16 protein-coding genes are annotated in these 17,564 nt (G+C 62.5%); 13 read left to right on the top strand and 3 right to left on the bottom strand.

The genetic code is table 11. The features are described from left to right. Nucleotides 1–8 precede the first annotated feature (8 nt). Both OPV09_RS09130 and OPV09_RS09125 read left to right on the top strand, forming a co-directional pair. Nucleotides 9–932 (top strand): SAM hydrolase/SAM-dependent halogenase family protein, encoded by a 924-nt coding sequence (locus OPV09_RS09130; protein WP_080698823.1) that lies wholly within the window; start codon nt 9–11, stop codon nt 930–932. A gap of 237 nt (nt 933–1,169) precedes the next feature. Continuing rightward, on the top strand, nt 1,170–1,565 hold the full coding sequence (locus OPV09_RS09125; protein ID WP_338681329.1) for a hypothetical protein: 396 nt from the start codon (nt 1,170–1,172) through the stop codon (nt 1,563–1,565). Between the two features lie 78 nt (nt 1,566–1,643). On the opposite strand, the gene OPV09_RS09120 is transcribed toward OPV09_RS09125, so the two are convergent. From OPV09_RS09120 to OPV09_RS09110, 3 genes are all read right to left on the bottom strand, one after another. Further along, nucleotides 1,644–4,865, bottom strand: coding sequence for an efflux RND transporter permease subunit (locus OPV09_RS09120; RefSeq protein WP_072456308.1), 3,222 nt, complete (start codon nt 4,863–4,865; stop codon nt 1,644–1,646). 3 nt (nt 4,866–4,868) lie between these two features. Beyond that, complete coding sequence (locus OPV09_RS09115) at nt 4,869–6,041, bottom strand: efflux RND transporter periplasmic adaptor subunit (RefSeq protein ID WP_338681328.1); 1,173 nt, start codon at nt 6,039–6,041, stop codon at nt 4,869–4,871. A 239-nt stretch (nt 6,042–6,280) separates the two neighbouring features. After that, nucleotides 6,281–6,706, bottom strand: a complete 426-nt coding sequence (locus OPV09_RS09110; protein ID WP_338681327.1) for a divergent PAP2 family protein — start codon at nt 6,704–6,706, stop codon at nt 6,281–6,283. 247 nt (nt 6,707–6,953) lie between these two features. Between OPV09_RS09110 and OPV09_RS09105 the strand changes: the two genes are divergently transcribed. From OPV09_RS09105 to OPV09_RS09055, 11 genes are all read left to right on the top strand, one after another. Further along, nucleotides 6,954–8,036, top strand: coding sequence for a DUF475 domain-containing protein (locus OPV09_RS09105; protein ID WP_338681326.1), 1,083 nt, complete (start codon nt 6,954–6,956; stop codon nt 8,034–8,036). A gap of 101 nt (nt 8,037–8,137) precedes the next feature. Beyond that, on the top strand, nt 8,138–8,713 hold the full coding sequence (locus OPV09_RS09100; protein WP_034759261.1) for a TerD family protein: 576 nt from the start codon (nt 8,138–8,140) through the stop codon (nt 8,711–8,713). A 201-nt stretch (nt 8,714–8,914) separates the two neighbouring features. Continuing rightward, on the top strand, nt 8,915–9,631 hold the full coding sequence (locus OPV09_RS09095; RefSeq protein ID WP_034759265.1) for a TIGR00266 family protein: 717 nt from the start codon (nt 8,915–8,917) through the stop codon (nt 9,629–9,631). Nucleotides 9,632–9,725: 94 nt separating this feature from the next. After that, the gene (locus OPV09_RS09090) at nt 9,726–10,763 is read left to right on the top strand and encodes an ATP-grasp domain-containing protein (RefSeq protein ID WP_338681325.1); all 1,038 of its coding nucleotides are present in this window, start codon (nt 9,726–9,728) and stop codon (nt 10,761–10,763) included. Then, a complete protein-coding gene (locus OPV09_RS09085) occupies nt 10,760–11,917 on the top strand; it encodes a phosphoribosyltransferase domain-containing protein (RefSeq protein ID WP_070300865.1) in 1,158 nt (385 codons plus the stop codon). The genes OPV09_RS09090 and OPV09_RS09085 overlap by 4 nt, the downstream gene beginning before the upstream one ends. Next, nucleotides 11,895–12,647, top strand: a complete 753-nt coding sequence (locus tag OPV09_RS09080) for an HAD family hydrolase (protein WP_319993167.1) — start codon at nt 11,895–11,897, stop codon at nt 12,645–12,647. The genes OPV09_RS09085 and OPV09_RS09080 overlap by 23 nt, the downstream gene beginning before the upstream one ends. Then, nucleotides 12,644–13,750 carry a cysteine protease StiP family protein gene (locus tag OPV09_RS09075; protein ID WP_338681324.1) on the top strand — a complete coding sequence of 369 codons (1,107 nt, stop codon included), beginning with the start codon at nt 12,644–12,646 and terminating at the stop codon, nt 13,748–13,750. The genes OPV09_RS09080 and OPV09_RS09075 overlap by 4 nt, the downstream gene beginning before the upstream one ends. Then, entirely contained in the window at nt 13,743–14,729 is a 987-nt protein-coding gene (locus OPV09_RS09070) for an HpcH/HpaI aldolase/citrate lyase family protein (RefSeq protein ID WP_034759282.1), read from the top strand. Before OPV09_RS09075 ends, OPV09_RS09070 begins: the two co-directional genes overlap by 8 nt. Beyond that, nucleotides 14,726–15,970 (top strand): TerD family protein, encoded by a 1,245-nt coding sequence (locus OPV09_RS09065; RefSeq protein WP_338681323.1) that lies wholly within the window; start codon nt 14,726–14,728, stop codon nt 15,968–15,970. Before OPV09_RS09070 ends, OPV09_RS09065 begins: the two co-directional genes overlap by 4 nt. Nucleotides 15,971–16,003: 33 nt before the next feature. Beyond that, nucleotides 16,004–16,378, top strand: a complete 375-nt coding sequence (locus tag OPV09_RS09060) for a hypothetical protein (RefSeq protein ID WP_034759290.1) — start codon at nt 16,004–16,006, stop codon at nt 16,376–16,378. Between the two features lie 224 nt (nt 16,379–16,602). Further along, on the top strand, nt 16,603–17,556 hold the full coding sequence (locus tag OPV09_RS09055) for a hypothetical protein (protein WP_338681322.1): 954 nt from the start codon (nt 16,603–16,605) through the stop codon (nt 17,554–17,556). Nucleotides 17,557–17,564 lie beyond the last annotated feature (8 nt).

Here is a 17,564-nt window from a genome sequence, read left to right as displayed (position 1 = left end):
AAGAACCCATGATCATCAAGAAAATATCCCACCTCGTCGCCGGCGCCTGCCTGAGCGCCCTCATGCTGTCCGCCGCCCAGGCCGCCGCACCGCTGGTGCTGATGACGGACTTCGGCACGGCCGATGGCGCCGTGTCCGCCATGCATGGCGTCGCCTATGGCGTCGATCCCCAGCTGACCATCTCGGACCTGACGCACCAGATTCCCGATTACGACATCTGGCTGGGCGCCTACCGTTTGTACCAGACGGCCAATTACTGGCCACAAGGCACGGTGTTCGTGTCCGTCATTGATCCGGGCGTGGGTACGGCGCGCAAGTCGGTGGTGCTGAAAACCAAGGGCGGCCGCTATTTCGTGGGGCCGGACAATGGCCTGTTCACCCTGATCGCCGAGCGCGACGGCGTGGCGGAACTGCGCGAAATCGATGAAAAGGTCAACCGCCTGGCGGGCTCCGCCGAGTCCTACACCTTCCATGGCCGCGACGTGTACGCTTATGTCGGTGCGCGCCTGGCCTCGGGTGCCATCCGCTATGAACAGGTGGGCCCACAATTGCCGAGCGAATCCGTGGTCAAGATCGCGTATCAAAAACCGGTACGCGACGGCAATACCATCCGCGGCATCGTGCCCGTGCTCGACGTCAAGTATGGCAACGTGTGGACGAATATCCCGAAATCGCTGCTCGACGAATTGCAGGTGAAACTGCACGATCCGCTGCAAGTGCGCATCCTGCACAAGGGCAAGCAAGTGGCCAAGGTCACGGCGCCGTTCGAGCACACGTTTGGCGGCGTGGCCAAGGGCAAGCCCCTCGTCTACCTGAACAGCCTGCTCGACGTGGCCGTGGCCATCAGCCAGGGCGACTTTGCCGCAAAACACCACGTCGAGTCGGGCGTGGATTGGGAAGTGGAAGTGAGCAAGATTTCTCCGTCGAAATAAGCATGGTCCACGGCCAAGGCACACAGTCCTGGCCGTTTCAAATTTTGCTACTGCAGGTTTGCGCTACGTCAAACCAAACGCTCTCCACGCGCCCACAACGCCGCTCATTTGTAATTGTGGTGAACCTGCGCCCACCTGCCTACTCTAAATTTTGCAAACGATGCCAGCCTTGTTCCAGATGCGCGATCTGGCAAGGCATGCTTTTCCACGACAGCATTCCACTGAAAAGGAACAATCATGACGGCTCCACTCCTGACCACCAGCAAGCTCGTTCTCGGTAGCGCCATCGTCTGTGCGCTGCTGGGCGGATGCAACAAACGTAACGACACCGACACTGGCACCGGTGCCACCACCTCGCCGAACACGACGAACCCGGCAACCGCACCCGGCACCAGCGGAACAAGCGGGACCAGCGGCACATCGGGTACCACCACGCCGGATACCACGACACCCGGCATGACGCCGGGGACGACACCAGGCACGACCAACCCCGATGGCACGACCACGCCGCCAACCACGCCACCCAACGGCACCACGCCGGGCACGGGAACCGGCACCGGAGGTACGGGCACAGGCACAGGCACTGGTACGGGCACTGGTACGGGTACCACCACGCCGCCGCGCAGCAGTTAAGCGCAGGCAAAAAAAGAGCCTTCCGCAGAAGGCTCTTGCAATACCACGGCGTAGCGAAAGCTGCGCCTTGGCCCGGTATTACTTTTGCAGGCTGACCGGCGCCGCTTTCGGTGTGCGGCGTCCCATCAGGAACAGCACGGCCTTTTTCAGCATGCGGTAGACGAAGCGCACCATCAGCAGGGTCAGCACGCACTCGAGCAAGGTCAGGATCATGGCCACGGCCACAGGCATGCGCGCGGCGCGGCGGTGGAACTTGGCCACGGCGCCATCGCGGGCGATCTCGATGCTGTCATAGAAGGTCGGCACGACCAGCAGGGTCAGAATCGTCGAGGTGATGGTGCCGCCGATGATGGCGATCGCCAGCGGACGGTAGAATTCGCCGCCCTCGCCCAGGCCCAGCGCCACGGGGAACATGCCGGCGATCAGCGCAAACGTCGTCATCAGGATCGGTCGCAGACGCATGCGGCCCGCATACATCAGCGCGTCTTCGCGGCCATGGCCCTCTTCCTCGCGCTTGCGCGCCGCATCGAGCAACAGGATGGCGTTCTTGGCGACCAGGCCCATCAGCATGATGATGCCGATAAAGCTCATCAGGTTGAGGGTGTTGTTCGTGATCACCAGCGCCACCACCACGCCGATCAAACTGAGCGGCAAGGACATCATCACGGCCACCGGCGCCGTGAAGGAACCGAACTGCATCACCAGGATCAAATACATCAGGCCGATACCCATCACCAGTGCGATCAGCATTTCCGTGAACAGCTCTTGCTGGTCCTGGCCCGCGCCACCGAGCGCCAGGCCGTAGCCGGGCGGAAAGTCGATGGAGTTGGCCAGCTTCATGGCGTCGCTCGTCACTTCGCCGTTCGAGCGGCCCTGCGCATTGGCCGACACGGTGATCGTGCGCTTGCCATTCTTGTGTTCGATGCCGGACGGCCCCTTGCCCATGGTAATGGTGGCGATCTGGTCGAGCGGCACCATTTGCGACGTGCCCGTCACGCTGATCGGCAGGCGCTCGATGTTTTCCGATGCCACACGGTCGTCGGGATGCAGGCGCACGGCCACGTCGCGCGTCTCGCCCGTCGGATCGACCCAGTCGCCCACTTCCACGCCGGCAAAGGCCACGCGCAGCGATTGCGCCGCGTCGTTGACGGAAATACCCATCGAGTTGGCCAGGCCACGGTTGAGTTCGATCTGCAGCTCATTCTTCGGGTCTTGCTCGGACAGGCCCACGTCGACGGCGCCAGGAATGGCGCGCAGCTTGTCCATGTAGGCATTGGTAATTTCCATCAGTTTGCGCGAATCCGGGCCCGTGAATTCCACCTGGATCGGTTTTTGCGAACCGTTGCTCAAGTCATCCTGCACCACGTATTCGGCACCCACCAGGCGCGACATCTTCTCGCGCAGTTCGACCGCGATTTCCTTGGCCGAACGCTTGCGGGTGTTGCGCTTGCCGATGTCGACATACACTCGTCCGCCGCCCGCGGTGATGGAGCTATTGGTATCCTTGGTTTCAGGCAAGGTACGCGCCAGCACGGCCGCCGCTTCCAGTTTCAGACGCGAATACTCGATGCTGCTCGACGATGGCGTGCGCACATTGATCATCAGGTTGCCCGAATCGGATGCCGGCAGGAAACTCGTGCCGCCATGCGTTGCATGCAGAACGATGGCGCCCACCAGGCTGCCGAAGGCGATGACGGCCATCCAGCGGCGGTGATGCAGGGCCCAGGCGATGACTCTGCCATAGCGGTCGGCCTGGTGGTCGAACCAGTGGTTGAATTTATCGAGCACCCGGCCGATGCCTTTTTTCGGTGCCGAGTGTTCCTCGACCGGGTCGCCCCAGTAGGCTGACAGCATGGGGTCGAGCGTAAACGAAATGCCCAGGCTGACGAGCACCGAGCACGTCACCGTCAAGGCGAACGGGCGGAACCATTCGCCGGAGATACCGGGCATGAAGGCCACGGGGATGAAGACGGCGATGATGGAGAAGGTCGTGGCGGCCACGGCCATGCCGATCTCGGCCGTGCCTTCCAGCGCGGCCGTGCGGCGGTCCTTGCCCATCTGCATGTGGCGTACGATGTTTTCGCGCACGACGATGGCGTCATCGATCAGCACGCCAATGGCCAGCGACAAGCCCAGCAGGGTCATGAAGTTCAGGGTAAAGCCGCACAGCCACACGGCAATGAAGGCGGCAATCACGGACGTGGGCAGGCTCAGCGCCGTGATCAGGGTCGAGCGCCACGAGTTCAGGAAAGCGTAGACGACGAAGATCGTCAGCACGGCACCCAGCACCAGCGATTCGATCACGTTGTTCAAGCTGTGCTGGGCGTTTTCGCCACCGTCGCGCGTCACTTGCAACAAAGTGCCCTTCGGCAAGGTCTTGTTGATTTCCGCCACCATGTCGCGGATCTTGTTGGCCACGCTGACGGTGGACGCGTCGCGCACGCGGGTGATGGAAATGCCCACGTTGGGCTTGCCGCTGCGCATGCTCAGGCTGTTGACTTCGGCAAAGCCATCCTCGATGGTGGCCACTTGCGCCAGACGCACGATTTCCTCGCCGCGGCGCTTGATCACCACTTGTTCGAAATCGGACGGCGACTCGATGCGGCCCACGAGGCGGATGCTTTTCTCGTCCAGGGTGCCGCGCACCTTGCCCACGGGGGCGTTCGTATTCTGGTTGCGCAAGGCGGTCACGACGTCGCTGACGGACACATTGTATTCACGCAATTTTTCCGCGCGCAGCAGCACGGACAGTTCGCGCTTGAGCGAACCGCCCACGTTGACCAGCGCCACGCCATCGACGGTGCGGAAACGGTCCGACAGCACGTCTTCGGCCAGGCGCGAGATTTCCGCATGGCTTTGCGAATTCGACGACAGCGCCAGTTGCATGATCGGCTCGGCAGCCGGGTCGATGCGCTGCAAGATAGGCTCGCGCATTTCCGTCGGCAACTTGTAGCGCACGGCGGCAATCGCATTGCGGATATTGTCGGACGCTTCGATCAAATTGGTATTGAAGGAAAACTTCAGGAAGATACTGGCAGAACCTTCATTCGAATCGCTGTTGACTTCGGTCACGCCGGAAATGCTTTGCAGCGACTTTTCCAGGCGGTTCACCACTTCGCGCTCGACCGTGTCGGGCGAGGCGCCAGGGTAAGGAATGCTGACGACGATGAAGGGCACTTCGACGTCCGGGTTCTGGTTGACGCGCAGTTTCTTGAGCGCCAGCAAGCCGACGCACATCATCGCCAGGATCAGGACGATGGTGGCGGTGGGCCGCTTGATACTGAAATCGGAAAGGAACATGGCTTAGTTTCCTTTACCGGCAACGGCGGCGCTGCTGCTGGCCACGGCAGCGGCGGGCACGGCCTTGGCTGCCGTCAATTCCACTTTCTGCCCATCCTTGAAGGTCGAGCCCGGCGTGCGCAGCACGGTGTCGCCGCTGGCCAGGCCGCTTTGCACTTCCCACTGGCCCGTGCGCACGTCGCGCGCGCCGATGCGCAAGTTGACTTTATGCAAGGCCTTGTCCTTGACTTTCCATGTGTACGTGACGTCGCCCGCCTTCACCAGGGCCGAGTCGGGGATCATCAGCGCGCTGACGGTTTCCGTCTCGATGCGTCCTTCCGCATACAGGCCGGCCACGCGCGGCTGTTCCTTGTCGTTGAAATCGACGAGCACGGCCACCTGGCGCGTGACGGCATTGGCGGCAGGATCGACTCGGCGCACCTTGCCCGCGAAATCCTGGCCCGGATAACCATTGATGCGGAACAGCACGGGCTGGCCCACCTTGACGACACCGATCTTGTCGGCCGACACCAGGCCTTCGAGGCGCATACTGGTCGGATCGATGACCCTGATCAATTCCTTGCCGATTTGCGCCGTATCGCCATTCGATACCTTGCGCTCGCTCACGATGCCGTCGAACGGCGCACGCACGAGGGTGCGCTGCAGCTGCTGGCGGGCCTGGGCGGCGCGGCTTTTCGCGGCGGACAGATCGCTCTGTGCATTGTTGCGGCGGATTTCCGCATCTTCCAGAGCCTGCGTCGACGTCATGCCCGAGGCGCGCAGGGTTTTCATGCGCTGGAACATGCGTTCGGACTGTTCCAGCACCTGGCTCGAGGCGCGGCTCGCTTCTTCGGCCGAATTGAGGCTGTCGCGGATGGCCGTTTCGTCCAGGCGCACGAGCACGTCGCCACGTTTCACGGCTTCGCCGTTTTCCTTCAGGACCTGGATCACCACGGCCGACACTTCGGCGCGCAAGTCCGCGTTGCGCTCGGGCTGCACGGAGCCGGTGATGACAGGGCCCGACGCCAGCGCATTGCTCTGGATGGTCAGCAAGTCTTCCGGCGACACGAGCAGATTGACGCTAGCGCCCGCCTGTTCCTTGCCATCCTTGCCGCCTTTGCCGGGATCTTTGGACTCTTTGCCACAAGCGGCCAAGGCAGAAGCGATTGCCAGAACAAACAGGGTTTTGCGCAACATGGGTAATTCTCCGGATAGATAGCGCCACGACCGTCCCGGCGGCCCGGATAGGGCTGCAGGCGATAGCAAGCATTTATTTTTATTAAAACCACAAGCGCCAAAGTATCCATGAGCGCATCCGGGCATGTCAATCGGCCGTTTCCTGTAACGCTTTAATCAATGGATGAAACGTAGTTTTTACGCCCTGAAACGCAAAACCCCGCCTTGAAGCGGGGTTTTGCGTTTCAGGAAAAGCGAACTTAGCGGGCAAACACGTAGTTGATCAGGAAACCGATCGCCACGCCCGTGCACAGGCCGCCGGCGATTTCCACCAGGGTATGACCCATGCGCTCGCGCAAGGTCTTGTGCGCGGCGCTGTCCGCTTCCTTGGCCAGGCGGTTGATGGCGGCCGCCTGCTTGCCCACGTGCTGGCGCAGGCTGTTGGCGTCGATGATGACGATGAAGGCCAACGTCACGGCCACGCCGAAGGCGGGATGACCGATGCCTTCGCGCAAGGCGATCAGCGTGGCCATGCTGGACACGACGGCGCTATGGTTGCTGGGAAAGCCGCCATTGCCGACCAGGCCGAACGCCCATTGCCGCGTGCGGGCACTGTTGATCAGAAATTTGATCGGTCCGACCAGGATCCAGGCGATCAGGGGCGTGACGAGGTAAGCGATATCCACGGGGTATTCCTTCTTATATATATGTAGAGAGTGTGTCTGGGGCTGCGGCAGCCAGACAGGCGCGCCGCAATTATCGCAGATCAACCGCGTTAGCAGAACCGTCCTTCGCCATGCCATAAAAACGCCGCCAGCGGCGGCGATCATATAAAATCATGGCATATACAACAATTGACGTATATCAACACTGAGTGCGGCGCGCACAGCGGCGCGGATAATCAAACGTCTTCATACTTGCAACGGGGTCCTCATGCGGCATTTCAGAATTTCCTTTTTAGTCACTTTTATCCTGATGGCGGTGTCGGGCTGGTGGGGTTACAGCCATGGCGGCATGGCCGGCATGATCCAGGCACTGTGGATCACGGGCGTGCTGGGCATCATGGAAGTGTCGCTGTCGTTCGACAATGCCGTCGTCAACGCCTCGGTCTTGCGCCACTGGAATGAGTTCTGGCAAAAACTGTTCTTGACGGTCGGTATCCTCGTGGCCGTCTTCGGCATGCGGCTGCTGTTCCCGCTCGTCATCGTATCGGTGGCTACGGGCCTGGGCCTGGTCGACGTGTGGACCATGGCCACCACGACACCGGATGTGTATGCCAAACACCTGACGGACAACCATGCGCAAGTGGCGGCCTTCGGCGGCGCTTTCCTGCTGCTGGTCTTCCTGAACTTCCTGTTCAACGACGAGAAGGAATTGCACTGGCTGGGCTGGGCCGAGGAAAAAGTCAACGCGCTGGGCACCGAAAGCCTGGCCGTGCTGATCACCATGGGCGCCGTGGCTGCCTGCGTGGCGATGGGCCCCGTGGACGAAAAATACAGCGTGCTTGCTTCGGGCATCGTCGGCATCGCCGTCTACATCGGCGTGAACTGGATCAGCGGCTTGCTGGAAGAAGGCGAACCGGACTTGCAGGATGAGGCGGAAGAAGGCGCCGCGCCGGCCAAAAACGGCAATGGCGACCTGGTAAAAACGGTGGCGCGCGGCAGTATCGGCGGCTTCCTGTACCTGGAAGTGCTGGACGCCTCGTTCAGCTTTGACGGCGTGATCGGCGCCTTTGCCATCACCAACGACGTTGTCATCATCATGCTGGGCCTGGCCATCGGCGCCATGTTCGTGCGCTCGATGACGGTCTTCCTCGTACACAAGGGTACCCTGGACGAATTCGTCTACCTCGAGCACGGCGCCCATTATGCGATCGGCATCCTCGCCTTGATCATGCTGGCATCCGTCAAGTACCATATTCCGGAGTGGTTTACGGGCCTGTCCGGCGTGGCCTTCATCCTCGTCTCGCTGTGGTCATCGCTGCGTTATCGCAAACGGCACGCGGCAGAAGCTTGAAATCGGGGGTTCCGCCCCCAGTTGAAAGAGTAATGGCACGAGCGCCATGGCGCTCATCCCATGCAGGTCTGTTTGAGTTATTTATTAAAAAGGAGCACCACATGGCAATCAGTTTGCAAAAAGGCGGCAACGTCAACCTGAGCAAGGAAGCACCGAACCTGAAGAAGATCATCGTCGGCCTCGGCTGGGATCCTCGTTCGACGGACGGCGCCACCTTCGACCTTGACGGTAGCGCGTTCCTCCTGAAAAGCGACGGCAAAGTCCGTGGCGACTCTGACTTCATCTTCTACAACAACCTGAAGTCGACCGACGGTTCCGTCGTCCACACGGGCGACAACACCACGGGCGAAGGCGAAGGCGACGATGAGCGCATCGAAATCGACCTGTCGCGCGTGCCGGCAGACATCGACCGCATCAGCGTCACCGTCACCATTCACGACGCCGACGCGCGCCGCCAGAACTTCGGCATGGTTTCGAAAGCCTTCATCCGCTGCCTGAACGCGGAAGGCGAAAAAGAAATCGCCCGCTATGACCTGTCCGAAGACAGCTCGACGGAAACGGCGATGATCTTTGGCGAAATCTACCGCTACAACGGCGAATGGAAGTTCAAGGCCATCGGCCAGGGCTTCAACGGCGGCCTGGGCCCACTCGCCCGTTCGTTCGGCGTCAACGCCTAATTCACGCTCGTTAAACCTACTGCGCCGCTCACTTTCGGGCCTGCGTTGCTCGCTACCTCGGCGGTCCCGTACCTCCGTACAGCTGCGCGACTTAACCCGAAATCGAGCTTGCTCGCTACGGTTTTCCGAGGTGAATTATCTTAATGTCATATCATTGCTGCCGCCTGCACAGTTCAGGCGGCTTTTTTTTGGAGATTTATCATGCCAGTATTTAGTGTCACCGGCGACGTCGATCCATTCCTGCACGTCAGCATGAAGCAGGGCGAAACCATCTATTGCGAATCCGATGCGATGGTGATGATGGAGACGGCGCTGGACTTGAAAGGCAAGATGACGGGCGGCTTGGGCAGCGCCATCATGCGCCGCTTCGCGAATGGCGAATCGTTCTTCCAGCAGCACATCGAAGCGGTGCGCGGCAGCGGCGACTGCCTGCTCTCGCCCACCCTGCCGGGCGCCATCGAAGTGGTCGACGTGGGCGCGCGCCAGTACCTGCTCAACGACGGCGCCTTTGTGGCCGCCACTTCGGGCACGGAAATGAAGGTGCGCACGCAAAGCATCGGCAACGCCTTGTTCGCCCAGTCGGGCGGCTTCTTCGTCATGGAGACGGCCGGCACGGGACAAGTGGTGGTGTCGGGCTTCGGCTCCATGTTCCAGCTCGACGTCGAGCCGGGCAAGGATGTCGTGATCGACAATTCCCACGTGGTCTGCTGGGACAGCAGCCTGAAATACGAGATTTCCGTGACCACGGGCGGCGGCGCGAGCGGCGGCGGCATCGGCGGCTTCCTCGGCAATATCGTCAACAGCGTGACCAGCGGCGAAGGCATCGTGCTGCGTTTTTCCGGCTCGGGCAAGGTCTTCATCTGCTCGCGCAACCGCGATGCGTTCCTGAAGTGGACGGCGTCGGGCAAAGCCGGCTGATTTCCTCCCTCTAAGGCCAGGTTAAGTCTGGTCGTTTAGAATCCCCGCGCGCGCACCTGCGCGCGGCTCCCCTATTTCCACCCGGTCCCCGTACATGCAAAGAGTCTGGTTCAACAAAACATTTTCCTCGGTCGGCACGGCCATGCGCCTGATCCGCAAGGCCGATATGGCCGCGACAAACGGCGCGCCCCGCTATCACATCGTGTGCAGCAATACGAACGCGCACGCGGCTGCCTTCCTGTCGGCCCACGAATACGCGGTCGAACCATCGGGCCTCACAGGCTTCAATTATGTCGAGTGGTGCCTGGAATTTTGCCGCGAGCGGGGCATCACGATTTTCTGGCCCGGCAAGGAAGCGGGCCTGATCGGCAGCGCCAGTGCGCGCTTCGCCGCCATCGGCACGCGCGTACTCAGCGTGGCCAGCGAAGAGACGCTGACCCTGATGCACGACAAGGCACGCTTCTGCGACGGCCTTGATCTGCCGATGGCGCGCCCGGCCGACTACCGCGCCGTGACCACCATCGCCGAATACGACGCCGCCTACGCCGAACTGCGGCCGCTGCATCGCAAACTGTGCATCAAGCCGTCCGAATCCGTGTATGCGCTGGGCTTTGCCATTCTCGATGAAGAGCGCACCAGCGCCCAGCTGCTGCTGGCCGGCGCCGCCTACCAGATCAATGCACAGGAGCTGCGCAACGGCCTGGCGCAGATGGCATCGTTCAAGACCCTGCTGCTGATGGAATACCTCGATGGCCACGAATACAGCGCCGACTGCGTCGCCGACCAGGGCAAGCTCGTTTGCGCCGTGCCGCGCAAGAAGCTGCACGGGGGCGGCAGCGGCCAGCTGATCGAACTGCGCGACGACCTGCTGGCGGCCTGTGAAAAACTCGCGCGCGACTACCGCCTGAATGGCGTCTTCAACATCCAGTTCCGCGAAGGCGCGAATGGCCTGGCGCTGCTGGAGATCAACCCGCGCATGTCGGGCGGCATCGGCATGGCTTGCGCGGCCGGTCCCAACCTGCCTTACCTGGCACTGGCCGGTTTCGACCAGGGCTTTGACAAGCTCACCGTGCCCGCCGTCCAGGAAGGCATGCGCGTGGGCGAAGCCGCCTACGCCGTGGAGCTGCCATGAACATCGTCAAGCAGCAGATGCCCACGGGCGAGCTGACCTTGACAGTGGACGAGGCGCGCTTTCCGCTGGACTGGCTGATCGGCTTTGCCGCGCGCGCCAACGCCAAGCGGGGCTTCCTGTTCCTGTCCAAGGTGCTGGGCAAGCACTGGCCCGTCACGCCGCGCGCCATGCAAACTATCCACGACGACCTGGCCGCGCAGATTCCTCCCAGCCTGCCCGGTCCCGTCGTCTTCATCGCCATGGCGGAAACGGCCGTCGGCCTGGGCCAGGGCGTGTTCGAGGCATGGCTGCGCGCCAATCCGAATGGCAAGGCCCTGTTCTTGCACAGCTCGCGCTACCGCGTGGGCACGGTGCCCTTCTTCGAATTCGAGGAATCGCACAGCCACGCGCCGCGCCAGTTCCTGCATTTATCGGACGCGGCCAGCGCCCTGTTTTCCACGGCGCGCAGCCTGGTACTGATCGACGATGAAGCGTCGACCGGCAACACCTTCGCCAACCTGGTGCAAGTGTGCCGCGCGCGTTACCCGCAGCTGGAAAAACTGCACCTGGGCGTCATTACCAATTTCATGGGCCAGGCCGCCAACACGGGCTTGAGCGAGCGTTTCGGCCTGCCCACCAGCATCGGCGCGGCGCTCTCCGGCCAGTATGCATTCCAGGCCGGCGATGCGCCGGCGCCGGTGGCGGCCAGCGCGCAGCGCTTCGAGGCGAATGCGGAACGGGGCGCCAGCCCCGCGTTCGGCCGCATCGGCGTGGGCCGCGCCCTGGCGCCGCCGCAAGGCCTGGCCGTGCAGCTTGCGCAGGAAATCGGCGCCGGCGACTCCGTGCTCGTGCTGGGCACGGGCGAATTCATGCACCCGTCGTTTTTGCTGGCGCGCGAACTCGAAGCGCTGGGCAAGAACGTCGTGGTGCAGTCGACCACGCGCTCGCCGATCCTGTCGTGGGGTTCCGTCGGCCACATCGTCAACTGCGACGACAATTACGGCGAAGGCATCGCCAACTACCTGTACAACGTGGCGCCTGGCCAGTACCAGCACGTTTTCATCTGCCATGAAACCCCGGCCAGCCCGGCCCTCATGCAACTCGCCGGCCAGTTGAACGGCCGCCTGTTCCACTTTCAGTCAGAGACCAAAATTGAAGAAATTCCTGTTTGTTGATCTGGACGACACACTGTTCCAGACCCCGAAAAAATGCCCGGGCGAGACCGACCTGCAAGCGGCCGCCTATTTGAAAAATGGCGACGCCTGTTCATTTACGACGGCGCGCCAGCGCGCCTTCTTTGAATTCGCGCAAAGCGGCATGACCCTGATTCCGGCCACGGCGAGAAATGGCGACGCCTTCCGCCGCGTCGACCTGCCGTTTACCAGCTACAGCGTGCTCGATTACGGCGGCATCGTGCTGCAGCCTGGCGGCGCGCTCGACTCTGGCTGGCTGGCCCTGATGCAGGACGACATGCAGACGGCCTTGCCCGGCCTGCGGGACGCCATGCGCATCATTGACGATTTCCAGGCCAAGGCGGGCATGCCTTCGCGCGCGCGCCTGATCGAAGACTACAACACGCCGTTCTACATCGTCGTCAAGGACCATGAAGCGCGCGGCGAACGCCTGGCCGACATCGAAGAGCAGGTGCTGCAGCAGTGGATCGCGAGCGAAGGTTCCGACTACTTCATCCACCGCAACGGCAACAACCTGGCCGTGCTGCCGAAGACTTTGAACAAGGCGCGCGCCGTGGCCTACCTGCGCGCGGAACTGGAAGCCGAACATGGCCCCATCGTCAGCTTCGGCATGGGCGACAGCCGTTCGGACGCGCGCTTCATGGCCGCCTGCGACTACGCCATCATCCCCAACGGCACCCAGCTGGCGGCACTCACGGTGGCGGCGCTATGACCGGCGGCACGCAGCATTTCAGCGGCAGCTACCGCCAGGAAGACGTGGAGTTCCTGCTCACACCGATGGCGCTCGAACCGATACGCGACCTGGCCGAAAAAGAGCGTTTGATCCAGTCCGGCCAGCGCCACTACAGCGAAATGCTGTCGCCAGAGTCCTTGCCTTCGCCCGCCTACCTGGCCCTGTTCCAGAGCGCGTTTGCGGCCAACCGCCTGCAGATGGCGCGCGACTGCCTGCGCCTGGCCGCGCTGATCGCGGCGCGCCGCACGGGTTCCATCACGCTGGTGTCGCTGGCGCGCGCCGGCACGCCCGTGGGCGTCATCCTGGGTCACTTGCTGCGCCAGGTATTCCAGCGCGAATGCAGCCATTATTCCGTCTCCATCATCCGCGACCGCGGCATCGACGCGAACGCCCTGCAGCACATCCTGGCGCAGGGCCATGCGGCCGACTCCCTCGTCTTCGTCGACGGCTGGACGGGCAAGGGCGTGATTTCGCGCGAACTGCGCCAGACGGTCAATGACTTCAATGCGGCGCATGGCACGGCGATCGACGGCGGCCTGTTCGTGCTGTCCGACCTGGCCGGCACGGCCGCCTGCGCCGCCTCGGCCAGCGACTACCTGATCCCATCGAGCATTCTGAATGCCACCGTCTCGGGGCTGGTGAGCCGCTCCGTGCTCAACGAAGCCATAGCCCCCGGCGACTTCCACGGCTGCGTGTACTACGCGCAGTTCGAGCAGCACGACCAGTCGCGCGCTTTCGCCGACGGCCTGGTGGCCGACGCCGTGGCAATTGCCGCCAGCAGCGGCATCCCGCTGGCCGAAGCGAGCGATGCGCCAGCCATGGCGGCCCGCTCGCAAGCCTACATGGCTGCCACGCAGCAGGCATACGGCATCAGCGACATCAACCTGATCAAGCCAGGCATCGGCGAAGCGACGCGCGTGCTGCTGCGCCGCGTGCCCGAGCGCCTGATCGTGCGCGACACGAATGCGCCGGACGTGGCACATTTGCTGCTTCTGGCGCAGGAAAAAGCCATACCCGTCACAGTAGAACCGGCGCTGCCTTACCAGGCGGTCGCCCTTATCAGGAGCGCAGTCGATGGATAACAACTCCCTACACCCACAAAGCGAGCATAAAGCGGCGCTCGGCGCCTCCATGTATGTGCCGACCACGCACAAGGATTTGCTGGCGATCGCCAATGGCGACAAATTCAGCCATTTGCGCTCGGTGATCCTTTGCACCGAAGACGCCATCGCCGAACGCGACCTCAGTTACGCGCTGTTCAACCTGTCGCTGGCGCTGCAAAACATGTGCGACGAATCGGATACCTTGCGCTTCGTGCGCGTGCGTAATCTCGACGTGCTGGCGCGCGTGCTGGCCATGCCGGGCGCCGACAAATTGAGCGGCTTCGTGCTGCCGAAATCCACGCGCAGCAATTTCAACGCGTATTTCGAGCTGGTGCGCCACACGCACCATCTGCTGATGCCGACCCTGGAAACGGCGGAAGTATTCGACGACGAGGAAATGAAGCAGTTCCGCATCATCCTGTCCGCGCCGGAAGTGCGGCGCCGCATCCTGGCCCTGCGCATCGGCGGCAACGATCTGCTGGCCCTGCTGGGATTGCGCCGCCCCACCAGCGGCACCATCTACCAGACGCCGCTGGGCCAGGTCATCGGCCGCCTGGTCACCATCTTCAAGCCGCACGGCTTCCAGCTGACGGCGCCCGTCTTCGAGCACCTGTCGCAGGGCAGCTGGCTCGACGCGGAAGTGGCGCAGGACATGGCGCACGGCATGATCGCCAAGACGGCCATCCATCCGGACCAGGTGCCGCAGATCGAACGCCACTACCAGGTGGCGCAGTCGGACATCGAACTGGCGCTGCGCATCATCGACCCGGACAGCCCGGCCGTGTTCCGCATGCAGGAATCGATGTGCGAAGTGGCGACCCATTCCAGCTGGGCGCTGCGCATCATCGAGCAGGCGCGCCTGTTCGGCATCCGCCATGCGGCCGATGGCGCCGCCGCGCACCATCCGACTACCTCATTGACTCAACTCTCAAGCGACGAAGGGATTGCACGACCATGACCAATTTCACACGCGGACAAAAAGGCAAACTGGCGGACCTGGGCCTGAATGGCCCGTTTGCCGTCACGCTCGATATCGTTTCGGGTTCGATGGAAGTGGACGTCAGCTGCTTCGGCGTCGATGCGGCCGGCAAGCTGTCGGATGACCGCTACATGGTGTTCTTCAACCAGAAAAGCGCACCCGATAACGCCATCACGGTGGACTTGAACGGCCCCCGCTCGACCTTCCAGGTCGACCTTGCCCGCCTGCCCGCCTCGATCGACAAGCTGGTATTCACGGCGGCGACGGAACAGGGCAGCATGCGCGCGCTGGGCAACTCCAGCATGGCGCTGGGCCAGGCAGCCACGTTTGCCTTCACGGGCAACGACTTCCAAGACGAAAAAGCCGTCATCATCGGCGAACTGTATCGCCGCGACGGCAGCTGGCGCTTCGGCGCCGTGGGCCAGGGTTTCGCGGGCGGCCTGGCAGCGCTGCTGAAGCACTTCGGCGGCAGCGAAGCGGGGGCGTCCTCCCCCGCGCCAGCACCGGCTTCCGTGCCCGCGCCAGCGCCTCCGCCTGCGGCGAATAAAATCTCGCTGTCGAAAATTCGCCTGGAAAAACGCGGCGACAAGATCTCGCTCGACAAGCGCGACAGCGGCGGCTATGGCCGCATCAAGGTCAACCTGAACTGGAACCAGAATGCGTCGCAAGGCCAGGCGCCCGCATCGAAACTGGACACGGGCTTCCTCGGTAAGCTGTTCAACAAGCCGGCTGGCCGTTCGGGCGGCATCGACCTCGATATCGGCTGCCTGTTCGAAATGAGCAATGGCAGCAAAAGCGCCGTGCAGGCGCTGGGCAACAGCTGGGGCGCCTACGACCGTCCACCATACATCCACCTGGAAGGCGACGACCGCACGGGCAGCATCAGCAGCGGTGAAAACATCTTCATCAACGGCACCCATTTCGACCAGATCAAGCGCGTGCTCGTCTACGCCTTCATCTACGAAGGCGTGCCGAACTGGGCCGCCACCGATGGCGTCGTGACGATCGAGATTCCCGGCCAGCCCACCGTGGAAGTGCGCCTCGACAGCGACAGCCAGCACGCCATGTGCGCCATCGCCATGCTGGAAAACCACGGCGGCAACCTGCAGGTGACAAAATTGGTGGAATACTTCGGCGGCCAAGGTAAAATCACGGCGCACCAGGCCATGGACGAAAGATATAACTTTGGCTTGAACTGGAAAGCCGGACGGAAAGACTAACTCTTTCTCCAACTAAACAATTCACCCCCTAACATGACCCCTACGACCAAAAAAGTCACCTTCGCCTTTGCCATCTTCCTCGTGGCCGGCTTCCTGCTGCTGGCAGCCTACACGTGGATGGCCCTCAGCTTCTCGTACTCGGAAGGCGAACGGGCGGGCTACCTGCAAAAGTTCTCCAAGCGGGGCTGGATCTGCAAGACATGGGAGGGTGAATTGCTGCTGACGGCGCTGCCGGGCACCATCCCGGAAAAATTCCAGTTCAGCGTGCGCGATGAAGACGTGGCGAAGCAATTGACGGCCGCCGCCGGCAAGCGCATCCTCGTCACCTACAGCCAGCACAAGGGCGTGCCCACGCAATGCTTCGGCGAGACGGAATATTTTGCCGATAAAGTCGTATTGAGCCAGTAACACCGTAATTTCGCAGCATCGCGCCGGCCGGCCCTGCCAGGCCGGCGCCTCCCTCCCGCCTCATCGCTGGCGCGCCTCACACATTCTCACTTTCTTATACACTTGTGATGAGTTCTGGCCAGTACAGTCCATAAATGTAGCCAATGTGCAAGATGCTTGCGCAATCGCATGATGCTCCGCCAGACGACCGTTAGCGTGTATTCACCTCTGTCACTGGAAACGTCATGCGCCTGCCATACACCGTCCTGGCCCTGCTGGCCGCCGCCCTCCCCCTGTCTGCCCGGGCACAGGATATCTCCGGCATGGCCGGCGCCCTGAAAGTGCACTCGACCAATGAACGCACCTTTGTCGGCGCCATCAGTTACACGCAGCCGGTGGGCAATTACAATGCGGTGAGCCTGTCGTATATCAACGAGGGGCATCCGGAAGACCATCACCGCGACGGCATGGCGGGCCAGGTGTGGCTGCGCACGAAAAACGTGGACCAGGGACTGATGCTGGGTGCCGGCATCGGCCGCTATTTTTTCTTCGACACGGCCAAGACGGACGAAGCGCCGCACAATTTCGACAATGACCACGGCTGGGGATCCATCGCCAGCCTGCAGGCGCGCTGGCAGTTCGACAACCGCTGGTATGCCTTGGCCCAGGTCAACCGCATCCGTCCCAGCGGCAAGGACGCCACCACGCACCTGCTGATCGGCGCCGGCTACCGCTATGACGGCGTGCCGGGCGCCAAGCTGCACTTGCAGAACTGGGCGTATGACGACACCTTGACCCTATCGACAGGCCACACCATCGTCAACAGCTTCCGCTCCGAATCCTCGCGCCCGTTCACCTTGGAATACCGGCGCGCGGCGGGAAAATACGTGGACTGGAGCGCCACCGTCATCGACGAAGGCAGTACGGCGCTGGCGCACCGGCGCGGCGCGGCCGCCCAGCTGTGGCTGATCCGCTCGCTCAATGAAAAGGTGGAATTCGGCATGGGTGCCGGGCCATACATGGCCTGGGACGGCCGCGACACCCGGGGCCACGACGCGCGCCTGACTGGCTTGCTGTCAGCCGTGGCCCGCTACCACGTCAACCGCCACTGGCTGGCGCAAGTGGCGTGGAACCGGGTGGTAACGGATTACCACCGCGATGCGGATGTGCTGCTGGTGGGCGTGGGCAGGAAGTTTTAAACGTTCGA

Source organism: Janthinobacterium sp. TB1-E2 (genome assembly GCF_036885605.1).
GTDB lineage: Bacteria > Pseudomonadota > Gammaproteobacteria > Burkholderiales > Burkholderiaceae_D > Janthinobacterium > Janthinobacterium aestuarii.
This window is presented reverse-complemented; position numbering and strand designations above follow the sequence as displayed.